General features: G+C 72.3%; 18 protein-coding genes and 1 tRNA gene. 10 read left to right on the top strand and 9 right to left on the bottom strand.

Annotated elements, in window-relative coordinates; genetic code table 11:
• Positions 1-201 precede the first annotated feature (201 nt).
• The 3 genes from AC07DC_RS37335 to AC07DC_RS37325 all read right to left on the bottom strand — a co-directional run bounded on the left by AC07DC_RS37335 (position 202) and on the right by AC07DC_RS37325 (position 4,704).
• The gene (locus AC07DC_RS37335) at positions 202-2,793 is read right to left on the bottom strand and encodes an SUKH-4 family immunity protein (RefSeq protein WP_478919125.1); all 2,592 of its coding nucleotides are present in this window, start codon (positions 2,791-2,793) and stop codon (positions 202-204) included.
• An 8-nt stretch (positions 2,794-2,801) separates the two neighbouring features.
• The gene (locus AC07DC_RS37330) at positions 2,802-3,827 is read right to left on the bottom strand and encodes an SMI1/KNR4 family protein (RefSeq protein ID WP_478919123.1); all 1,026 of its coding nucleotides are present in this window, start codon (positions 3,825-3,827) and stop codon (positions 2,802-2,804) included.
• Positions 3,828-3,906: 79 nt separating this feature from the next.
• Positions 3,907-4,704 (bottom strand): sensor domain-containing protein, encoded by a 798-nt coding sequence (locus AC07DC_RS37325; protein WP_478919122.1) that lies wholly within the window; start codon positions 4,702-4,704, stop codon positions 3,907-3,909.
• A 253-nt stretch (positions 4,705-4,957) separates the two neighbouring features.
• Here AC07DC_RS37325 and AC07DC_RS37320 point away from each other — a divergent pair, with 253 nt between their 5' ends.
• Both AC07DC_RS37320 and AC07DC_RS37315 read left to right on the top strand, forming a co-directional pair.
• Positions 4,958-5,458: a YwqJ-related putative deaminase gene (locus AC07DC_RS37320; protein WP_478919121.1), complete on the top strand. Its 501-nt coding sequence runs from the start codon at positions 4,958-4,960 to the stop codon at positions 5,456-5,458.
• Positions 5,459-5,517: 59 nt separating this feature from the next.
• Entirely contained in the window at positions 5,518-6,009 is a 492-nt protein-coding gene (locus AC07DC_RS37315) for an SUKH-3 domain-containing protein (RefSeq protein ID WP_478919145.1), read from the top strand.
• A 33-nt stretch (positions 6,010-6,042) separates the two neighbouring features.
• On the opposite strand, the gene AC07DC_RS37310 is transcribed toward AC07DC_RS37315, so the two are convergent.
• Positions 6,043-7,443 (bottom strand): sensor histidine kinase, encoded by a 1,401-nt coding sequence (locus tag AC07DC_RS37310; RefSeq protein ID WP_478919120.1) that lies wholly within the window; start codon positions 7,441-7,443, stop codon positions 6,043-6,045.
• Between the two features lie 250 nt (positions 7,444-7,693).
• On the opposite strand from AC07DC_RS37310, the gene ppc reads away from it, so the two are divergent.
• A complete protein-coding gene (gene ppc, locus AC07DC_RS37305; protein ID WP_478919119.1) occupies positions 7,694-10,423 on the top strand; it encodes a phosphoenolpyruvate carboxylase in 2,730 nt (909 codons plus the stop codon).
• 87 nt (positions 10,424-10,510) lie between these two features.
• Here the strand turns inward: ppc and AC07DC_RS37300 are convergent, their stop codons facing one another.
• Entirely contained in the window at positions 10,511-11,116 is a 606-nt protein-coding gene (locus tag AC07DC_RS37300) for a TetR/AcrR family transcriptional regulator (protein WP_138354766.1), read from the bottom strand.
• A gap of 88 nt (positions 11,117-11,204) precedes the next feature.
• Complete coding sequence (locus AC07DC_RS37295) at positions 11,205-12,188, bottom strand: acyl-CoA desaturase (protein WP_478919118.1); 984 nt, start codon at positions 12,186-12,188, stop codon at positions 11,205-11,207.
• Positions 12,189-12,388: 200 nt separating this feature from the next.
• On the opposite strand from AC07DC_RS37295, the gene AC07DC_RS37290 reads away from it, so the two are divergent.
• The 6 genes from AC07DC_RS37290 (at position 12,389) to AC07DC_RS37265 (ending at position 17,214) form a co-directional block, all read left to right on the top strand.
• Positions 12,389-12,460, top strand: a tRNA-Gln gene (locus AC07DC_RS37290).
• Positions 12,461-12,570: 110 nt separating this feature from the next.
• The gene (glmU, locus tag AC07DC_RS37285; protein WP_478919116.1) at positions 12,571-14,013 is read left to right on the top strand and encodes a bifunctional UDP-N-acetylglucosamine diphosphorylase/glucosamine-1-phosphate N-acetyltransferase GlmU; all 1,443 of its coding nucleotides are present in this window, start codon (positions 12,571-12,573) and stop codon (positions 14,011-14,013) included.
• Positions 14,014-14,181: 168 nt separating this feature from the next.
• Complete coding sequence (locus tag AC07DC_RS37280) at positions 14,182-15,162, top strand: ribose-phosphate diphosphokinase (RefSeq protein ID WP_478919115.1); 981 nt, start codon at positions 14,182-14,184, stop codon at positions 15,160-15,162.
• A gap of 201 nt (positions 15,163-15,363) precedes the next feature.
• A complete protein-coding gene (locus AC07DC_RS37275; RefSeq protein WP_138354682.1) occupies positions 15,364-15,963 on the top strand; it encodes a 50S ribosomal protein L25/general stress protein Ctc in 600 nt (199 codons plus the stop codon).
• 101 nt (positions 15,964-16,064) lie between these two features.
• Positions 16,065-16,649, top strand: a complete 585-nt coding sequence (gene pth, locus AC07DC_RS37270) for an aminoacyl-tRNA hydrolase (protein WP_478919114.1) — start codon at positions 16,065-16,067, stop codon at positions 16,647-16,649.
• Positions 16,650-16,719: 70 nt separating this feature from the next.
• Positions 16,720-17,214 carry a hypothetical protein gene (locus tag AC07DC_RS37265; RefSeq protein ID WP_478919112.1) on the top strand — a complete coding sequence of 165 codons (495 nt, stop codon included), beginning with the start codon at positions 16,720-16,722 and terminating at the stop codon, positions 17,212-17,214.
• A gap of 32 nt (positions 17,215-17,246) precedes the next feature.
• Here the strand turns inward: AC07DC_RS37265 and AC07DC_RS37260 are convergent, their stop codons facing one another.
• Together AC07DC_RS37260 and AC07DC_RS37255 are read right to left on the bottom strand one after the other, a co-directional pair.
• On the bottom strand, positions 17,247-17,615 hold the full coding sequence (locus AC07DC_RS37260) for a VOC family protein (protein ID WP_478919110.1): 369 nt from the start codon (positions 17,613-17,615) through the stop codon (positions 17,247-17,249).
• Complete coding sequence (locus AC07DC_RS37255) at positions 17,612-18,436, bottom strand: trans-aconitate 2-methyltransferase (RefSeq protein WP_478919108.1); 825 nt, start codon at positions 18,434-18,436, stop codon at positions 17,612-17,614. The genes AC07DC_RS37260 and AC07DC_RS37255 overlap by 4 nt, the downstream gene beginning before the upstream one ends.
• A gap of 112 nt (positions 18,437-18,548) precedes the next feature.
• Here AC07DC_RS37255 and AC07DC_RS37250 point away from each other — a divergent pair, with 112 nt between their 5' ends.
• Complete coding sequence (locus tag AC07DC_RS37250; protein WP_138354687.1) at positions 18,549-19,046, top strand: MarR family winged helix-turn-helix transcriptional regulator; 498 nt, start codon at positions 18,549-18,551, stop codon at positions 19,044-19,046.
• Here the strand turns inward: AC07DC_RS37250 and AC07DC_RS37245 are convergent.
• The gene (locus AC07DC_RS37245) at positions 19,005-19,850 is read right to left on the bottom strand and encodes a LuxR C-terminal-related transcriptional regulator (protein ID WP_478919107.1); all 846 of its coding nucleotides are present in this window, start codon (positions 19,848-19,850) and stop codon (positions 19,005-19,007) included. The genes AC07DC_RS37250 and AC07DC_RS37245 overlap by 42 nt on opposite strands.
• Between the last annotated feature and the right edge of the window lie 191 nt (positions 19,851-20,041).

The raw sequence follows: 20,041 nt of genomic DNA, 5'->3' as shown, positions 1-20,041 counted from the left end.
TCCCGCCCCCGCTCCGGTGGTGCAGGCGCCGCAGCCCTACCAGGCCCCGCCGCAGCAGTACCAGCCCCCCCCCCCCCCCCCCCCCCCCTCCCCCCCCCCCCCCCCCCCCCCCCCCCCCCCCCCCCCCCCGGGGGCCCCCCGGGGGGGGGGCCCCCCCCCCCGGCCCCGCCCGGGGTTCAGGACACGACAGGCAACGTCGGATCAGAGCAGGCCGTCCCACATCTGCTCGACCAGTACGGCCCACCAGTTGTCCGGCGAAGCGATCGCGGCCGGGTCCTGCGCCGCCAGCTGCGCCTGGAAGTCGACCGTCCAGCGGCCGGCCTGGTCGGGCGTGAGCCCGATCCGCAGCCGCCACATCCGCCCGAGCAGGGCGAGGCAGCGGGCGAACTCCGGCAGGCTGGAGTTCACGAACTGCGGCGGCACCGGCTGCCCGCCGGGGCCCGCTTCGAGCGGCACGGCGACGATGTGCGCGGTCCCGTACTGCACGCACAGCTGGCGCCCGAAGTCATTGCCCATGACCAGGTACGAGCCCGCGTCCGAGGCCGGCTGCACACCGCGCTCCTGCGCCAGTTCGGCGAGCGTCGGCACCGGGCGGCCCGGTTGGGCCTGCGCCCAGAAGAACGGCCCGAAGTCGACCGGCAGCCCGGCCCACATCAGGGTCTGCGCGACGATGTCCGGCACACCCTGGCGCGAGACCGAGCGCTGGTCAAACCGGAACAGGCCCTGCGGCCCGAACGCCTGCGCCAGCTCGTGGCCGATGCCTTCGAGCGGAATCGGCGGCACCCGCTGGACCTGGTTCGGGTCCGGCATCGGCACCCGCTGCGGCTGCGGGCGGGCCGGCGCCGCCGCGACCTGGTGCAGCTCGCCCTGGTGCGTCAGCAGATGCTGGACGCCCTGCTGGCGTGAGGCGTGCTCCCGGCCGTACGGGGCCGTGTGGCTGATCCGCACCTGGGGCCAGGTCTCGCGGATCATCCGGGCGCAGTAACCGCCCGGCAGATCGCACGCCTCCAGCTCCGTGTGCAGCTCCAGCACCTGCTGCGGCGGCACGTTGAGCGCGCGCAGCTCGTGCAGGATCTGCCACTCCGGGTGCGGAGTGCCCGGCGCCGAGCGGCGGATGAGCTGCTGCTGCGAGCCGTCGTGCGCGCGGTAGCTCAGTACGGCCATGTAGCCGGGGCCGACGGTCGGCACACCGGCCGGCGGCTGCGGGTATCCGTAACCGCCGGGGGGCGGCGGCGCCGCGGCTCCGGGCGGCGGCGGTGGCGGCATGCCGGGACCGGGGCCACCGGGGTTCGGGCCGGCGAGCATCGTCGCCGCGTAGGGGGCACCGCCACCGGGCGCGCCGGGGCCCGGAGGAGCCGGGGGCGCGCCCCGGCCACCGCCGGGTACGCCGGGCGGAGGCGGCGGACCGCCCTGGCCACCGATCGCCCCGGGCGGGGGCGGCGGCGCGCCGGGGCCGCCGACGCCGGGACCGGCCAGCATCGTCGCCGCGTAGTTGACGCCGCCGGGAGCGCCGGGGCCCGGAGGAGCCGGAGGCGCGCCCCGGCCACCGCCGGGCACACCTGGCGGAGGCGGCGGACCACCCTGGCCACCGATCGCCCCGGGCGGCGGCGGCATGCCGGGACCGCCGGGAGCACCGGGACCGCCGACGCCAGGACCGGCCAGCATCGTCGCCGCGTAGTTGACGCCGCCGGACGACGGCGGACTGCCCGGCGTGCCGGGGGCACCGGGCGCTCCGGGAGCGGCCGGGCCGGGGTCGTTCGGGCCGCGTGCGGGCACGAGCTGCGTCGGAAGGTATCCCCCGCCGGCCGGAGCGCCGGGAGCGCCCGGGGTTCCGGCGGAGTTGGGCGCGCTGGGCGGCGGCGGTGCGTCCGGGCTCCGTCGTACGGGTCCCGCGGACGGCACGCTGCCGCGCACCGCCTTCGCGGTCTCCGCGTCGGCGATGTCCGCGGCGCCGCGCCCGGGAGTGCCGGCGCCTGCTGGGCCGCCCGGGGTCGCGAGACCCGCGGGCGGCGGCAGCGCCGCGCCGGGGCCGGACGGCGGCGGCAGGTTGGGAGCGGCGTAACCCGGGCCCTGGGGCCGGGCGGGCCCGGGCGTCGCGGGCGCGATCGGGAAGCCGGCGCCCTCCGGCGGAGCGATCATCGTCGCGGGCAGCGAGCTGCCCTGCGGCATCAGTTCGGTCTTCGCCTCGGCGCCGGCCATCGGCGGCGGGGTGTGCGCCTCGTCGGAGTCGGAGATCGGCGGGGCGAAGACCGTGGCGGGGATGGGGACGGACACGGAGTCCTCCCCTGCGCTGGTGGTGCGTCCGGACCAGGCCCCGGAGGAGATCTCGGCCGACGCGGAGGACGACGCGGACGCGACGGCCGGAGCGACCGGCGCGGCGGGGGCCGCGGGGGCGGCCGGAGCGGCGCCGGGGCGGCGGTCCGGGATGCCCATCTTGTCCGCCGCGTCCTGCAGCCACTGCGGCGGGCTGATCAGGAAGGACGTCGCCTCCAGATCGAGGCGTTGGGGCGGGGTCGGCGGAGTGTCGTTCGGCACCGCGCCGTACTCCTCCTCGTAGCGGCGGATGACCTCGCCGACCGGCAGACCCGGCCACAAGGTGGCCTCTCCGCTGTCCCGCGCGATGACCAGCCGCACCTGTCCGTCATCGCTCGACGGACCGTCCTCGCGGGGCTCGGACCAGGCGACGAAGCCCAGGTCGAACTCGCGCACCCGCACCTCGCGGGCCTGGTACGCCGGGACGTCACCGTTGATCCACCGCTCGGCGCGCTCCTGCGCCTGCGCGAAAGTGACCATTCCCTGCTTCACCCCTCCACCGGGACGGCACTGGCGAAGCCACCGTCCACCATCAGGTTCGCCACTGTCTCCAACTCCGGCGGATTGCCCGCCAGACGCAGCAGGAACGCGTCGAGCGAGTCACCGCACGGCAGCAGCAGCGCCGCGACCCGCTCCTCCGGGGACGACCAGTGGTCGCCGTCCCGGGCATCGTCGTAGGCGCAGAACCAGAGCGTGCCGGTGCTGTCGCCCTTGACCTTCACCGCGAGCACCCCGCCCTGGACGTAGCCGATGGCCAGGTAGTCCTTGGTGAAGTGGTCGCGCAGGCACTTGTTGACGTACACGAGGTCGTTGACCGCGGCCTCGTCGCGCACCGTGAAGAACGGCTGGTCCAGCAGCAGTCCGAGGTCGGGGTCGAGCGCGACCCCGGCCGGGGCGCAGCCGCCCGCCGCCTTGAGGAAGGTGCGGTAGGCGCCGGGGAGCCGGTACCCCAGCTCCTCCTCGACGTCCAGCACCTGCTGCTCGGTGACCGCCACTCCGCTGTGGTGGGGCGTCGCCTTGGGCAGCCCGAAGTGCACGGGACGGGTCTCCTGGAGCGGGCGGGTGCCGCGCTTGGAGTGGTCGGCGGTCGAGACGGCGAGGCCGCCGTGGTGCCGCAGCAGCGCCTTGACCTCGACGGGGATCAGCTCCACCCGCCGGGTGCCCGGGACGTGGTGCCAGGTCCAGCCGTGCGGGGTCGCGACGGGCGGCAGGCTGCCCCAGAGCTCGTGCCCGGCGGCGTGCATCGCGGCGTTGGCCGACACGTAGTCGGTCAGCCGGAGCTCGTCGACGCCGAAGCCCTCGGGCGGCTCCGCGATCTCCGCCGCCGCCCTCGCGAACGCCGAGAAATCCGGGTAACCGTCGTCGTCGACCCAGACACCCTGGGGGTGCCGGGCGGCGCGCACCGGGTCCGGGAAGTGCACGACCTGACCGGCGTAGGCCGCGTTCGGTGGCACGGTCCGTCCCCCGGTCCGGGGGCTGGGAGGTGCCCCCAGCCCTGGCCGACCTGTCGTCATGGCGGTTGCCCCCTGCTACGTCTGGCTGATGAGCACAGCCTATGGGGTGTGGCAAGTTCGGCTTCCGCCCCCGTCCGGGTCAGCCGGCGGCCTCCGCGGCCTTCAGCTTCGTGTCCTGCTTGCGGGCGACGTCGAGGGGCACGTCGCCCGCCTGGCCGGTCCCCTTCACCGACAGATACGTGACGCTGGAGCCGCCGGTGCGCACGACGGTGACCAGTGCGGTGCCGCCCTCCTTGTCGCTGGTGTCCGACATCACGTACGCGACGGCTTCGTCGCCCACGGTGACCGCGGGACCCTTCCGGATCGTGAACGGGATCTTCTTGCCGGTGCCGTCGGTGGCCGTGAACGCGGTGCACTTCTCCAGGGCCTGCCGGATGTCGGCCACCATCTTCTGCGCCTCGCCGGGGGCGTGGCTGGCGAGCAGCATCTGGTTCAGCTGGGCGCCGGCCAGCAGGTTGGAGGTGTCGATCTTGCCGACCGAGGCACCGACGAAGGCCTTGCGCGCGTACTTCGGCCGGGTGCTGGGCGGATCGGCGAGCGGCTGGCACTCGGGCTTGTCCGTCGTCATCACGTCGTCGGGGCTCATCGCCTCGTTCTTCGACGCCTCGATCTTGTAGCCGGGTAGATCGGCGTCCTTGACGAGCGCCGCCCTCAACTGCGTCTCGGTCAGCGGTGCCTTGGCGTCCGCCGTCGGGGTCGCGCCCGCGGAGGTCGCGGGAGCCGTCGTCGCGCCGCCCTTGTTCTTCGCGTCGCCGCTCCCGCCGTCATCGCCGGAACAGGCCGCGGCGAGCGCCAGCAGAGGCAGCACGGCGGCGGCCGTGACGGCTTGGCGAATACGGAAATTGGTGCGAGTGCTGGTGCGGGACTCTGCGCGCATGCGGGCAACTCTCCCCTGTGGACGGAACGTTCCGCCCGCGAATGCGAGCTCCGGACCATCCTTCCGGCCCATCTGCTGCCCCGTCCAAGCCGTTTCCACTCCGCCGACGATCCGTCACACCACGGTGACATGGGACACACAGGATGTTCGGCACACCGCACCCGACTTCCCCACCTCCTGACACCTTTGGCACTCTGAGTTTTGTAAACGGGGGATCGCTCGCTCCGGCGGGCGGACAGGAGGACGCATCACCATGCAGACAACGGACGCCGCGGATCCGCGGCTCACCTGGAGTGCCATGGGCGCCGACACCGCGGGGCCACCTGTTCTGCGGCACCGGCGGGACGGCATCCTGCCGGCCGTGGCCGCCGCGCTGTCCATCCGTGACGAGGTGCTGACCTGCACCGGGAGCAAGGCCGAGCAGGCTCCGGCGCTGCACCCGATCATCCAGGACTTCCTCGACACCCTGCCGGTCTCCCAGCGCGAGCGCTTCACCGGACGCTGTCCGGAGCCCGTGCTGCTCTCCCGGTTCCTCTCCGCCGCGGACGCCTCGCGCAGCAAGCGCGCGGCCCGCAAGCCGCTCACGCAGAGTGAGGCTCGTAAGGCTTTGCGTGGTGCGCGGCTCACCGCCCGCCGTATACGCGAGGACGGCGACCCCGAGCACGGCTCCTACGCGCCGCCGTGCCGCTCCTGCGCGCCGCTGCTGGCGCACTTCGGCGTGCGGCCGGTCGATCCGGCGGCGGAGGCGGCGTGAGCGACCGGAACGGCCTGCGGGACCCGAACAGCGTGAACGGCGTGAACAACGCCGCCGGTATGCCGAGCTCCCCGAGCATCCGGTTCCCGGCCGCTGTGGACGCCGCCCTGCGCTCGGCCGGCTGGCAGCCGGGCCGCTGGGACATCAAGCAGGCGGAGGTCTGGGCGGACGCGCTGCGCGCCCACTCCTCCCCCGCCGGGCACACCCACGCCGTCTCCCCTGCGGCAGTGGAGGCCTGGGCCGAGTTCGGCGGCCTCGCCATACCCGCCACCACCGGGCCCGGCCGGCAGATCGCCCCGACCCCGGTGCTGGTGAACCCGCTGCGCGGGCTCCATCTCGCCAGGACCCTCGCCGACCTCGGGCGGGCCCTGGAGACCGAGGTCTCGCCGCTGGGCGAGGAGATGGGCTCGGGCTCCCTGCTGGCGATCGACGCGAACGGCCATGTCTACGCCATCGACCACACCGGCGACTGGTATCTCGGCGCAGACATCGACAACGCCCTGACCATCCTCGTAAGCGGCGGCCGGCCGGAGCGGCTGACGACCGCCTGACGCCCCGCCCGGCCGGTGTCCGGCCGCCGGCTCTCAGCCGGCGGCCGACGGGCCGGCGGGCAGCGCGACGACGGGCAGCGCCGGAATCATGGCGGAGACCCGGAAGCCGCCGACCTCGGTGTGGCCCGCGACGAAACCGCCGCCGAGCGCGGTGACCCGCTCCTTCATCCCGACCAGGCCGTGGCCGCCGCTGGGCAGGGCCGCGGCGGGCGAGCCGTCGGACGGGCCGTTCTGGACGCGGACGGCGACCTCGGCGTCCCGGTAGGCGAGCCGGACCTCGGTCCTGGCGCCGGGGGCGTGCTTGTGGACGTTGGTGAGAGCTTCCTGGACGACCCGGTACGCGGTCCGCTCGACCTGGTCCTCGCAGGCCCGGATCTCGCCCTCGACGGTCAGCTCGACACGCATCCCCGCCGCGCGGGACTCCTCCACGAGCGCCTCCAGCCGGGCCAGGCACGGCCCGTCGGCCTGCGGGCCACCGCCGCCGCCCGCCCCGTCGGCCGCGTCGGCCCGCCCGGCGGCGGCGCGCGCCGCCCCGGAAGCGTTGCCGCTGCCCAGCTCGGTGAAGGCCAGCGTGCTCCCGGTGCCCGCGCCGTTCACCACCTGCGCGGTCCGCAGGACGCCCAGCATCTGCCGCAGCTCGTTGAGCGCCTGCCGCCCCATGTCCCCCAGCAGCTCCGCGCTCGCGGAGGCCTTCTCCGGATCCTTGAGGGCGACGGCCTTGAGCGCCGCGGCGTGCACCACCATCAGGCTGACCCGGTGCGCGACCACGTCGTGCATCTCGCGGGCGATCCGGGTGCGCTCGTCGGAACGAGCCCGCTCCGCCCGCTCGGTCGCCTTCTCGGCGAGCAGCGTCAGTTCCCGCTCCAGACCGTCGGCACGCTCCCGCAGGCTCTCGACCAGCCGGCGGCGGGCCCGGACGTACAGGCCGAGCAGCACCGGCGGCGCGGTCAGGCCGAGGGCCATCAGGAGCGAGGTGATCACGATGACGGGCAGCGGTGTGTTGCTGTCCTGCCGCAGGCTCTCGCGCATCTGGATGAACGCGACGATCATCGTGCCGAGCCCGGTCATGCCGGCCAGGGTGGCGGTGATGCGGCGCGGGACCTCGGAGGCCGCCAGCGTGTAGAGCCCGACGATGCTGAGCAGGAACCCGAGCTGCGCGGGCGTCACCGCGATGGCCAGCAGGACGATCGCGATCGGCCAGCGACGGCGCAGCAGCAGCGACGCGCCGACGATCAGCCCGAAGACGGCGCCGACCCCCGGTTCGATGCCGGTCTTCTCCGCGAAGGACACGCCTTCGACAAAGCATTCGAGCGCCGACACAGCGGCCAGCGTCGCGTCGAGCACGAGGCTGCGCCGCCTCGGCCACCACCATGGGCCCGGCCGTGCTCGGCCCCCGCCCCTGTCATCCGGTACGTGCGCCCCCGTCGTACTCATACGGACCAGCGTAGGCCGTGTCCCGCGCGGGTAGGGGTTCGCGTCCCTTGCCCGCAGGCCTTCGGCCTCCCTTGTGGGCAGGGGGTCGGCCATCGGGGCATAGGGGCTGTCCGCCAGGTGGGCGGGGGCCGTGGTCGGCGGTGCCGCGACCTATCCTGGTCCGGTCGGACAGCGCGGTCCGCCCCACCCCGCCCTTCCGTCGGCGGGGAGATCAGCCGTCGCCCATCCCACTGCACTAGGAGCCGCACCTGTGAGCAGCGCCGACAACGCAACGGACAGCCCAGCCCTGCGCGCCGACATCCGCCGGTTGGGCGAACTCCTCGGCGGAACGCTCGTCCGCCAGGAGGGCCAGGAGCTACTCGACCTCGTCGAGAAGGTACGCGCACTGACCCGTTCCGACGGCGAGGCCGCCGCCGCCCTTCTCGGGGAGACGGACCTGCAGACCGCCGCGAAGCTGGTGCGGGCCTTCTCCACCTATTTCAACCTGGCGAACGTCACCGAGCAGGTGCACCGCGGCCGCGAACTGCGCGCCCGCCGCGCCTCCGAGGGCGGTCTGCTCAGCCAGACGGCGGACCTGATGAAGGACGCCGACCCGGACCACGTCCGCGAGACCGTCAAGCACCTCAACGTCCGGCCGGTCTTCACCGCGCACCCCACCGAGGCGGCCCGCCGCAGCGTGCTGAACAAGCTGCGGCGCATCGCCGAGCTGCTCGACGCCCACCAGGACGGGACCGGTGACCGCCGCCGCGCGGACCTGCGGCTGGCCGAGAACATCGACCTGCTGTGGCAGACCGACGAGCTGCGCGTGGTGCGCCCGGAGCCCGCCGACGAGGCGCGCAACGCGATCTACTACCTCGACGAGCTGCACGCGGGGGCCGTCGGCGACGTCCTGGAGGACCTGTCGGCCGAGCTGGAGCGGGTCGGCGTGCCGCTGCCGCCCGAGACCCGCCCGCTGACCTTCGGCACCTGGATCGGCGGCGACCGCGACGGCAACCCGAACGTGACCCCCGAGGTCACCTGGGACGTCCTGATCCTGCAGCACGAGCACGGCATCACCGACGCCCTGGAGCTGGTGGACTTCCTGCGCGGCGCGCTCTCCAACTCGATCCGCAACTGCGGCGCGACCCCGGAGCTGCTCACCTCGCTCGACCGCGACCTGGCGACGCTTCCCGAGATCAGCCCGCGCTACAAGCGGCTGAACGCCGAGGAGCCGTACCGCCTCAAGGCCACCTGCATCCGGCAGAAGCTGGTCAACACCCGCGAGCGGCTCGCCGCCGGCAGCGCGCACGTCGCGGGCCGCGACTACCTGGGCAGCGCCGAGCTGCTGCAGGACCTCGCGCTCATCCAGACCTCGCTGCGCGCCAACCGCGGCGAGCTGATGGCGGACGGCCGGATGGAACGCACCATCCGCACGCTCTCCGCGTTCGGGCTGCAACTGGCCACGATGGACGTGCGCGAGCACGCGGACGCCCACCACCACGCGCTCGGCCAGCTCTTCGACCGGCTCGGCGAGGAGTCCTGGCGGTACGCGGACATGCCGCGCGACTACCGGCGCAAGCTGCTCGCGAAGGAGCTGCGCTCCCGCCGCCCGCTGGCCGGCACCCCGGCCCCGCTGGATGCGGCCGGCGCGAAGACCCTCGGTGTCTTCCACACCATCCGCGAGGCGTTCGGGCGGTTCGGCCCCGAGGTCGTCGAGTCGTACATCATCTCGATGTGCCAGGGCGCGGACGATGTCTTCGCCGCGGCGGTGCTGGCCCGTGAGGCCGGCCTGATCGACCTGCACGGCGGCGTCGCCCAGATCGGCATCGTCCCGCTGCTGGAGACGACGGACGAGCTGAAGGAGGCGGACCGGATCCTCGACGAGATGCTCGCCGACCCGTCCTACCGCCGGCTGGTCTCGCTCCGCGGCGATGTGCAGGAGGTCATGCTCGGGTACTCGGACTCCTCCAAGTTCGGCGGCATCACCACCTCGCAGTGGGAGATCCACCGTGCCCAGCGCCGGCTGCGCGATGTCGCGCACCGCTACGGCGTACGGCTGCGGCTCTTCCACGGCCGCGGCGGCACCGTCGGCCGCGGCGGCGGCCCCTCGCACACCGCGATCCTCGCGCAGCCGTGGGGCACGCTGGAGGGCGAGATCAAGGTGACCGAGCAGGGCGAGGTCATCTCCGACAAGTACCTGATCCCGTCGCTGGCCCGCGAGAACCTCGAACTGACCGTCGCGGCGACGCTGCAGGCCTCCGCGCTGCACACCTCGCCGCGCCAGTCCGACGAGGCGCTGGCCCGCTGGGACGCGGCGATGGACACCATCTCGGACGCGGCGCACGACGCCTACCGGCGCCTCGTCGAGGACCCGGACCTGCCGTCGTACTTCTTCGCCTCCACCCCGGTGGACCAGCTCGCCGAGCTGCACCTGGGCTCCCGCCCCTCCCGCCGCCCGGACTCCGGCGCGGGCCTGGACGGGCTGCGGGCCATCCCGTGGGTCTTCGGCTGGACGCAGTCCCGGCAGATCGTCCCGGGCTGGTTCGGCGTCGGCTCCGGTCTCAAGGCCGCGCGGGACGCCGGCCTCGGTTCCGTCATCGACGAGGCGCACGCGAACTGGCACTTCTTCCGCAACTTCCTGTCCAACGTCGAGATGACGCTGGCCAAGACGGATCTGCGGATCGCCCGGCACTACGTGGACACCCTCGTGCCCGACGAGCTGAAGCACGTCTTCGACACCATCGAGGCCGAGCACGCCCTCACCGTCCAGGAGGTCCTGCGGATCACCGGTGAGAAGGAGCTGCTGGCCGGCGACCCGGCGCTGGCGCAGACGTTCCACATCCGCGACCAGTACCTCGACCCGATCTCGTACCTCCAGGTCGCCCTGCTCTCGCGCCAGCGCGAGGCGGCGGCCCGGGGCGAGGAGCCGGACCCGCTGCTGGCGCGGGCCCTGCTGCTGACCGTCAACGGCGTGGCGGCGGGTCTGCGCAACACCGGCTGACCCGGCACCGGCCGACCCGGCCCAGGACACGCGAAAGCCCCCGGACGGACCACGAGAACTCAAGGTCGTCCGGGGGCTTTCGCGTGCTCAGCTCTTGCGGTGCCCGATCAGGCGCGGCTTGGGCTCGATGCCCGACAGCCCGTTCCAGGACAGGTTCACCAGGTGTGCGGCGACCTCGGCCTTCTCGGGCCGCTGCGGCGCGTCGAGCCACCACTGGCCGGTCAGGGCGACCATGCCGACGAGTGCCTGGGCGTACATCGGCGCGAGCTTGGGTTCGAAGCCGCGGTTCTTGAACTCCATGCCGAGGATGTCCTCGACCTGGGTGGCGATATCGCTGATCAGGGACGCGAAGGTGCCGGTGGACTGGGCGACGGGCGAGTCCCGGACGAGGATCCGGAACCCGTCGGTGTACTGCTCGATGTAGTCGAGCAGCGCGAACGCCGCCTGTTCCAGGAGTTCCCTCGGATGGCCGCCGGTGAGAGCGCTGGTGACCATGTCCAGGAGCCGGCGCATCTCGCGGTCGACCACGACGGCGTAGAGCCCTTCCTTGCCGCCGAAGTGCTCGTAGACCACCGGTTTGGACACCCCGGCCTTGTGCGCGATCTCCTCGACCGAGGTGCCTTCGAAGCCACGCTCCGCGAAGAGCGTGCGGCCGATGTCGAGCAGTTGCTCGCGGCGCTCCTTGCCCGTCATCCGTACCCGGCGCGCGCGCCGCGCGTTCGTACCCGTCGTTCCGTTCGGGCCCTCGCCGCTCGTACTACTGCCGTCGCTCACGCGTCAATCATGCCGCTTCACTGACGCTCTGCTGACGCCGGGCGGCGATCCGCTCCTTGCTGGGCCACCGGACATCACTCACCCAGCCGAGCTGTTCGAACCAGCGGATGATGCGGGCGCTGGAGTCGAGTTGGCCGCGCAGCACGCCGTGCCGGGCCGAGGTGGGCTCGGCGTGGTGCAGGTTGTGCCAGGACTCGCCGCAGGACAGCACCGCCAGCCACCACACGTTGCCGGAGCGGTCGCGGGACTTGAACGGGCGGTTGCCCACGGCGTGGCAGATGGAGTTGATCGACCAGGTGACGTGGTGGAGCAGACCCACCCGGATGAGCGACCCCCAGAAGAAGGCGGTGAAGGCGCCGGTCCAGGTCATCGTCACCAGTCCGCCGACCAGCGGCGGGATCATGAGCGAGACGATGGTGAAGAACAGGAACTGCCGGGAGATCATCCTGATCGCCGGGTCCTTGATCAGGTCGGGCGCGTACTTCTCCTGGGAGACCCGCTCGGTGTCGAACATCCAGCCGATGTGGGCCCACCACAGGCCCTTCATGAGGGCGGGCACGGTCTCGCCGTAGCGCCACGGCGAGTGCGGGTCGCCGTCCGCGTCGGAGTACTTGTGGTGCTTGCGGTGGTCGGCCACCCAGCGCACGACCGGGCCCTCCACGGCCAGCGATCCGGCGACCGCGAGCGCGATCCGCAGCGGGCGCTTGGCCTTGAAGGAGCCGTGCGTGAAGTACCGGTGGAATCCGATGGTGATGCCGTGGCAGCCGATGTAGTACATGCCGACCATCAGACCGAGGTCCAGCCAGCTCATCCCCCAGCCCCAGGCCAGAGGGATCGCGGCGACGAGCGCCACGAATGGGACGCCGATGAAGGCGCCGAGGGTGATGCGCTCGGTCATTCCCTTGTTGTCGCCACCGAGAGTGGCGAGGGTTACGAATTGGCCGGGCCCGGGGTCTCGGGGCTCGGTGATCACGTCGGCCTGTGCGGTCATGGAGGTCCCTCACCGGGGGTGTATGGGGGGATTTACTACGGAACCGTAACCTACGGCGACGTAAGTATGTCAGCGTCGCGTCCGTACGCAATAGGTCCGGAGGGCTGACGCCCCGTAGCTAGGTGTACCCCGGAACCTCGTCGCGTTCACGTGGTTGCTTGCGGCATAGTAGGGACGCGCAGGCGCGTTGAGCGCGTCGGTCCGCCGTGGTGTAATTGGCAGCACCGGGGCTTTTGGTGCCCTTTGTCCGGGTTCGAGTCCTGGCGGCGGAGCTTATGGTTGCGGGTCCCGGCCTTCCTGGTCGGGACCCGCCCGTGTTTCTCCGCCCATACCCCCCGGTATCCTGCGGATGTCCGTCACCCAAAGCCGAGGAGCCCCTTCCGTGAGCCCCAACCGCCCGGCTGCTGTCGTCGTCCTCGCCGCGGGAGAGGGCACCCGCATGAAGTCGGCCGTCCCCAAGGTCCTGCACGCCATCTGCGGGCGCACCCTGGTCGGCCATGTCGTGGCCGCCTCGCGCGCGCTCGACCCGGAACACCTCGTCGTGGTCGTCGGGCACGCCCGCGAGCAGGTGGGCGCCCATCTCGCCGAGATCGACCCCGCCGCCCGCACCGCCGTCCAGGACCAGCAGCTCGGCACCGGGCACGCGGTCCGGATGGCGCTGGAAGCGCTGTCGGCCCGGGGTGTCGTGCTCGCCGGCACGGTCGTGATCACCTGCGGCGACACCCCGCTGCTGACCGACGGGACGCTGCGGGCGCTGGTCGCGACGCACGAGGGCGACGGCAACGCCGTCACCGTGCTCTCCGCCGCGGTGCCGGACCCGGCCGGCTACGGCCGGATCGTGCGGGCCGCCGACGGCTCGGTGTCGGGGATCGTCGAGACCAAGGACGCCAACGCTGCCCAACTGGCCATCGCCGAGATCAACTCCGGGGTCTTCGCCTTCGACGCGCAGCTGCTCGCCGACGCGCTCGGCAAGGTCACCACGGACAACGCGCAGGGCGAGGAGTACCTCACCGACACCCTCGGCATCCTGCGCGAGGCCGGCCACCGGGTGGGCGCCTCGGTCGCCCCCGACCACCGCGAGATCGCCGGGATCAACAACCGGGTGCAGCTCGCCGAGGCCCGCCGCACGCTCAACGACCGCCTGCTGAACGAGGCGATGCTCGCCGGCGCCACCATCGTCGACCCGGCCTCGACCTGGGTCGATGTGGCCGTCGAGTTCGCGCCCGACACCCTGGTGCTGCCGAACACCCAGCTGTACGGCGCCACGAGCCTGGCCGAGGGCGCCGAGGTCGGCCCGAACTGCACGCTGACCGACACCACCGTGGGCGCGGGCGCCCAGGTGAGCAACACCGTCGCGCAGAGCGCCGAGATCGGCGAGCACGCCACCGTCGGCCCGTTCGCCTACCTGCGCCCCGGCACCCGGCTCGGCGCGAAGGCGAAGGCCGGCACCTACGTCGAGATGAAGAACGCGACGATCGGCGAGGGCACCAAGGTGCCGCACCTGAGTTACGTGGGCGACGCGACGATCGGCGAGTACACGAACATCGGCGCCGCGAGCGTCTTCGTGAACTACGACGGCGAGGTCAAGCACCACACCACGATCGGCAGCTACTGCAAGACCGGCTCCGACAACATGTTCGTGGCGCCGGTCACAGTCGGGGACGGCGCCTACACCGCCGCGGGCTCCGTGATCACCAAGGACGTACCGGCCGGTTCGCTGGCCGTAGCCCGTGGCCAGCAAAGGAACATCGAGGGTTGGGTCGCCCGCAAGCGTCCCGGAAGCGCCGCCGCGGAGGCCGCCGAGAGGGCCGCTCAGGGTGAGTAACGGCACTCCCGCCGGGTCACGACCGTGCCCGGCGGGGCGTACCGTAAGAGATGCACAGAATGCCGCAGGTTGACGTCCACGGGACGAAGCTGCGAACTGAGTCTTAACTGAGTCTTCACGGGGGTTGCCCCCGAAACCCCCGTAGACCCGTACAACCAAGGAGACGGTGTGACCGGGCTCAAGACGACCGGTGAGAAGAAGCTGATGCTCTTCTCCGGACGCGCTCATCCGGAACTCGCGGAGGAGGTGGCCCACCAGCTCGGTGTCGACCTCGTTCCCACCAAGGCTTTCGACTTCGCGAACGGCGAGATCTACGTCCGTTTCGAGGAGTCCGCCCGCGGCAGCGACGCGTTTGTGATCCAGAGCCACACCGCCCCGATCAACAAGTGGATCATGGAACAGCTGATCATGATCGATGCGCTGAAGCGGGCCTCCGCCAAGCGCATCACCGTGATCCTGCCGTTCTACGGCTACGCCCGCCAGGACAAGAAGCACCGCGGCCGCGAGCCGATCTCGGCCCGGCTGATGGCGGATCTGTTCAAGACCGCGGGTGCCGACCGGCTGCTCGCCGTGGACCTGCACGCCTCGCAGATCCAGGGCTTCTTCGACGGCCCGGTGGACCACCTCATCGCCCTGCCGATGCTGGCGGACTACGTGGGCGCCAAGGTCGACCGCTCCAAGCTCACCATCGTCTCCCCGGACGCCGGCCGCGTCCGCGTGGCCGACAACTGGTGCGACCGGCTCGGTGCCCCGCTGGCGATCGTCCACAAGCGCCGCGACCCGGACGTCGCGAACCAGGTGACGGTCCACGAGGTCGTCGGTGACGTCAAGGGCCGCATCTGCGTGCTCGTCGACGACATGATCGACACCGGTGGCACCATCTGCGCTGCCGCGGACGCCCTGTTCGCCAACGGCGCCGAGGACGTCATCGTGGCTTCGACGCACGGTGTGCTCTCCGGCCCGGCCGCCGACCGGCTGAAGAACTCGCAGGTGAGCGAGTTCATCTTCACCAACTCGCTGCCGACGCCGGGCGAGCTGGAGCTGGACAAGATCACGGTGCTCTCGATCGCCCCGACGCTCGCCTCCGCGATCCGCGAGGTCTTCGAGGACGGCTCGGTCACCAGCCTCTTCGACGGTGCCTCGCACTGATCGCTGATCGACCGCACGCCCCGGGCGTGCGTTGATCGATTTCGTCAAGGCCTCCCCGCCGGGTAGACTCCTGGAGTTTGCTCGGCGAGGGAGGCTTTTTCGTCTCCGTTATCGGCGCGCTCCTCGTAAGTGGATCGGCCCCCGTCGTGGGCCGGGCGACATGTGTCCCAGCCAGTCGTCTCTTTACGAGGAGTGATTCTCATGTCCGCTTCCGAGGTCAAGCTCAGCGCCGAGGTCCGCACCGAATTCGGCAAGGGTGCCGCCCGTCGCGCGCGCCGCGCCAACCTGGTCCCCGGTGTCGTCTACGGCCACGGCGCCACCCCGGTGCACGTGAACCTTCCGGGTCACGCGCTGCTGCTCGCGCTCCGTACGAAGAACGTCCTGATCAGCCTTGAGGTCGAGGGTGAGACCACCTTCGTGCTCCCCAAGGCCGTCCAGCGCGACGCCATCAAGGGCTTCCTCAAGCACGTCGACCTGCTCACCGTGAAGCGCGGCGAGAAGGTCAACGTCGAGGTGGCCGTGCACACCGAGGGCGAGCTGGCCCCGGGCGGCGGCCTGCTGGAGCACGTGCTCAACGCGCTCCCGGTCGAGGCCGAGGCCACCCACATCCCGACCTCCGTCTCCGTCTCCATCGAGGGCCTGGAGGCCGGCGCCGCCATCCTCGCCAAGGACATCACGCTGCCGGAAGGCACCGTGCTGACGATCGACGGCGACACCGTCGTCATCCAGATCGTCGCCCCGCAGGCCGAGGAGCCGGCGGACGAGTCCGCCACCCCGGCCGGCGAGACCACCGAGGCCTGATCCTCCTGGCCTCCGCTTTCCCGAACCGCCGCCCCGCTCCCTCCGGAGCGGGGCGGCGGTTCGGGTTGCGACGTCAGTGGACTTGAATGGACGGCATGAGCATGAGCAGTTCACCCGCCCCCGAGGGGCCCTGGCTGGTGGCCGGGCTCGGCAACCCCGGCCCCGAGTACGCCGGCAACCGGCACAACATCGGCTTCATGGTGGCCAATCTGCTCGCGGAGCGGATCCGCAGCAAGTTCAAGACCCATAAAAGCCGGGCCCAGGTGGTCGAGGGCCGGATCGGCGGCCGGCGGGTCGTGCTGGCCAAGCCGATGACGTTCATGAACCTCTCCGGCGGTCCCGTCACGGCGCTGCGCGACTTCTACAAGGTGCCGACCGGGCAGATCATCGCCGTCCATGACGAGCTGGACATCGACTACCCCACGCTGCGGCTGAAACTGGGCGGCGGCGACAACGGGCACAACGGCCTGAAGTCGATCACCAAGTCGCTGGGCCCCGACTATCTGCGGGTGCGCTGCGGCATCGGACGGCCGCCGGGCCGGATGGATGTGGCGGCCTTCGTGCTGAAGGACTTCTCCTCGACCGAGCGCAAGGAGCTGGACTGGTTCGTCGACCGCTCGGCGGACGCGGTCGAGTCGCTGATCTCCGACGGCCTGGAGCGGGCCCAGAGCACGTACAACAGCTGACTCCGCCCCTTTTCACCCCCTTCCGTACCGCCGGTTGACTCCATGGCGTGTCATGGCCAAAGATCCCCGCATGGTCAAACGGAGCCGGTCCCGCCGGATGGCGGAGAGTGCCTGGGGCGTGCTGCTCGTCGGCAAGGCCGTGGTCCTGTCCGCGGTGGTCGCGCTGCTGCTCGCGTCGGGTGTGTGGGTGTCCTGGGGGACGGCCCAGCACGTCATGCTCTCCAAGGGCCGCGAGCGCGGCACGATGACGGTGTCCGCCTGCGGCGACAACACCTGCACCGGCCCCTTCGCCCCCGCCGGGTCCGCCACGGCGCGCCCCCGGGTCACCATCACCCGGTCGGTCACCCACCGCACCGGCGAGAAGCTCCAGGTCGCCGTGGAGCCCGGCACCGATGACGTCGTACGCACCGGCTGGTCCGGGGTGCTGTACGCCTGGGTCCCGCTCGGCGGCGCCCTCCTGATGGCCGCCCTGGTGCTCGCGGGGGGACTGCGCATGCCCCGCAGCGCCTGGGCGGCCGGGCTGGCGGGCGTGGCCCTGATGGTCGCCGCCTTCGCCCTGCTCTAGGCCGTGTCGCGCTGCCCTTGCGGCGCCGCAGCTCAGGAGGGGTCGTCGGGCTCCAGGAACTCCAGGCGGTTGCCGAACGGGTCGTCGGAGTAGAAGCGCCGGTGCCCGGGGAGGTTGTCGTCCCACACGACGGTCGCGCCGCGCTCCTCCAGCCGCCGGGCGTACGCCGTGATGCCGTCGACCCTGATGCCCGGGTGCGCCTTCCGGGCGGGGCGGAAGTCCTCCTCGACGCCGATGTGGATCTGGGCCGCGCCGGAGCCGAACCAGCAACCGCCCCGGGCGGCGAGCACCGGCGGCTTGGGGAGCTCGGTCATGCCCAGGACGTCCCCGTAGAAGGCGCGCAGCGCGTCCTCGCTGCCCGGCGGCGCCGCGAGCTGCACATGGTCGAGAGCGCTGATCATGCGGACACCCCTGCCTTGCGCGCGACGACGAAGATCCGGCGGAACGGGAAGACGGTGCCGTGCGGGCCGGCCGGATACGCGGTGCGCAGCAGCTCGCCGTACTCGGCGAGGAACTCGTCGCGGGCGGCGCTGTCGCCCGCGAGCGCGGTCAGCACGGGACGCAGCGCGGTGCCCTTGGTCCATTCGAGCACCGGATCGGGGCCCTGCAGATGGTGCAGATACGTGGTCTCCCAGACGTCGGTCTCGCAGCCGAGGCAGGTCAGGCGCTGGAAGTACTCCTCGGGTTCGAGGATCAGGACCTCGCGTTCGGCGAGGCCGCCCAGCCGGGCGCGCCATCCCGGGGTCGCGCACAGCCCGGCGAGGAGGACGTGGCTGGGGGCGGTGTAGTTGCCGGGGACCTGGAACGCGAGGGTTCCGCCGGGAGCCAGGTGGTCCAGCCAGTCGGGGAAGCGCTCCGCGTGGCCCTCGACCCACTGCAGGGCGGCGTTGGAGACGATGAGGTCGTAGGTCTCCTCGGGCGCCCAGTGCGCGGCGTCGGCGGGGCGGAAGTCCAGCTGCCCGCCGCAGGGGGTCGGGCCGGCGTAGGTGCGGGCCGCGTCCAGCATCTCGGGCGAGTTGTCGAAGCCGGTGACGCGGGCGGCGGGCCACCGGCCGGAGAGCAGCATGGTGACGTTGCCGGGACCGCAGCCGATGTCCGCAATGCGCGGTGCCTGGCCCGGGAGGGTGGGCACCCGGGCGAGAAGCTCGTGGAAGGGGCGGGTGCGGTGGTCGGTGTGGTGCAGGTACTGCTGGGGGTCCCAGGCGGGAGCTGCTGCCGGCACGTTTCTGCCTCCAGGGTGGATCCGGTGGATCTGTTGCCGCCCTCTACGGTGCCCCAATTTTTATCTTGACGTCAAGAGACTTCATATCGACAGAACCACTACACTGATCGTCATGGAGGACGAGGTCGACCGGCTGGTCGCTGCATGGCGCCGAGAGCGCCCCGACCTCGACGTGGAACCACTCGAGGTGCTCAGCCGCGTCAGCAGGCTGGCACGGCACCTGGACCGGGCACGGCGGCTCGCCTTCTCCGAGCACAGCCTGGAGCCGTGGGAGTTCGACGTGCTCACCTCGCTGCGCCGCACCGGCGACCCGTACCAGCTCTCCCCCGGGCAGCTGCTCACCCAGACGCTCGTCACCTCCGGCACGATGACCAACCGGATCGACAGGCTCGCCAAGAAGGGCCTGGTGGAACGGCTGCCGGACCCCTCGGACCGGCGCGGGGTGCTCGTCCGACTCACGCCCGAGGGACGCGAGCGCGCCGACCAGGCGCTGGCCGGGCTGCTCGCCCAGGAGCGGTCCATCCTCGGGGAACTGACGGACCGCCAGCGCGGCGACCTCGCGGCGCTGCTACGACAGCTGACCGCTCCGTTCGACAACATCCCCGGCTGACGGGACCAGTTCCACCGGACCGACACCGGCCCGGCGCGCCAGCGCGACCGCCGCCAGCGTCGAGTGCACGCCCAACTTCCCCAACACGTTCTGCATATGGGTACGGACGGTGTGCGGGGACAGGAACAGCCGCTCGGCGACGGCCTTGCGGCCGAGCCCCGCCACCATGCAGCGCAGCACTTCCTGCTCGCGCGGCGTCAGCGACTCCACCAGCCGTTCGCTCTCGGTGCGGTGTCGGCGGGCGGCCGTGAGCTCCCGCAGCACGCCCGTGAGCAGCGCGGGCGGCAGGTGCGTCTCGTCCCGCAACACACCGCGCATCACGGCCAGCAGCCGTGACAGGGAACAGTCCTTGGCGACCCAGCCCGAGGCGCCGGCCTGCAGCGCGCGGGCCGCGCGCCGGGCGTCGTCCCGCTCCGCCAGCACCACGGTGCGCGTCGAGGGATGCTCGGAGCGGACCCGTTCCACCAGGCCGATTCCGTCGATCAGATGGTCCGGCACCGCCGCTACGGCCGGGCCGCCGGGGTGGTCCGCCCGGCGCGGCTCCGGCACGATCCGCGGCACCGCGGTCAGCGTGCCCGCGCCCGCCGCGCCCCCCGGCGGGCGGAACACCGCGCCGAGGTCGGCGTCGACCAGCAGCACGTCGTACCTTCGGTTGTCCGCCACCGCGCGCTCCAGACAGCGCTGCGCGGCAGGGCCGCTGCCGGCTGCCGACACATCGACGTCCGGTTCCGCCGCGAGTGCGGCCGCCAGTGATTCGGCGAAGATCCGGTGGTCGTCGACGACGAGAACACGAATGCGTCCCACGGGCCCCACTCCCGGCATGTTGCACTCCCCCACGGTTGGGATCGCGATCGCATGGGATCCGGCGCCCGGAAACAGGAAGTTCCACCACAGCCCGCACGACCGCCGTCGTACCGCACCTGCGGCCCCCGTTCCGGGTGCCGAATCCTTGCGTCTCGCCCCCTGATGGCGCCGGCCCCCACCGGCGCTGTGTC

It is taken from the genome of Streptomyces sp. NPDC045021, from assembly GCF_056432645.1.
This window is presented reverse-complemented; position numbering and strand designations above follow the sequence as displayed.

Excerpts from the sequence above, each read along its gene's own strand:
- AC07DC_RS37320 (WP_478919121.1), top strand. The coding sequence starts at position 4,958 with ATGCAGACAACGGACGCCGCGGATCCGCGGCTCACCTGGAGTGCCATG.
- pth (WP_478919114.1), top strand. The coding sequence starts at position 16,065 with ATGAGCAGTTCACCCGCCCCCGAGGGGCCCTGGCTGGTGGCCGGGCTC.
- AC07DC_RS37310 (WP_478919120.1), bottom strand. The coding sequence starts at position 7,443 with ATGAGTACGACGGGGGCGCACGTACCGGATGACAGGGGCGGGGGCCGA.
- AC07DC_RS37315 (WP_478919145.1), top strand. The coding sequence starts at position 5,518 with ATGCCGAGCTCCCCGAGCATCCGGTTCCCGGCCGCTGTGGACGCCGCC.
- AC07DC_RS37275 (WP_138354682.1), top strand. The coding sequence starts at position 15,364 with ATGTCCGCTTCCGAGGTCAAGCTCAGCGCCGAGGTCCGCACCGAATTC.
- AC07DC_RS37250 (WP_138354687.1), top strand. The coding sequence starts at position 18,549 with ATGGAGGACGAGGTCGACCGGCTGGTCGCTGCATGGCGCCGAGAGCGC.
- AC07DC_RS37260 (WP_478919110.1), bottom strand. The coding sequence starts at position 17,615 with ATGATCAGCGCTCTCGACCATGTGCAGCTCGCGGCGCCGCCGGGCAGC.
- AC07DC_RS37265 (WP_478919112.1), top strand. The coding sequence starts at position 16,720 with ATGGTCAAACGGAGCCGGTCCCGCCGGATGGCGGAGAGTGCCTGGGGC.
- AC07DC_RS37335 (WP_478919125.1), bottom strand. The coding sequence starts at position 2,793 with ATGGTCACTTTCGCGCAGGCGCAGGAGCGCGCCGAGCGGTGGATCAAC.
- AC07DC_RS37295 (WP_478919118.1), bottom strand. The coding sequence starts at position 12,188 with ATGACCGCACAGGCCGACGTGATCACCGAGCCCCGAGACCCCGGGCCC.
- AC07DC_RS37325 (WP_478919122.1), bottom strand. The coding sequence starts at position 4,704 with ATGCGCGCAGAGTCCCGCACCAGCACTCGCACCAATTTCCGTATTCGC.
- AC07DC_RS37300 (WP_138354766.1), bottom strand. The coding sequence starts at position 11,116 with ATGACGGGCAAGGAGCGCCGCGAGCAACTGCTCGACATCGGCCGCACG.
- AC07DC_RS37330 (WP_478919123.1), bottom strand. The coding sequence starts at position 3,827 with ATGACGACAGGTCGGCCAGGGCTGGGGGCACCTCCCAGCCCCCGGACC.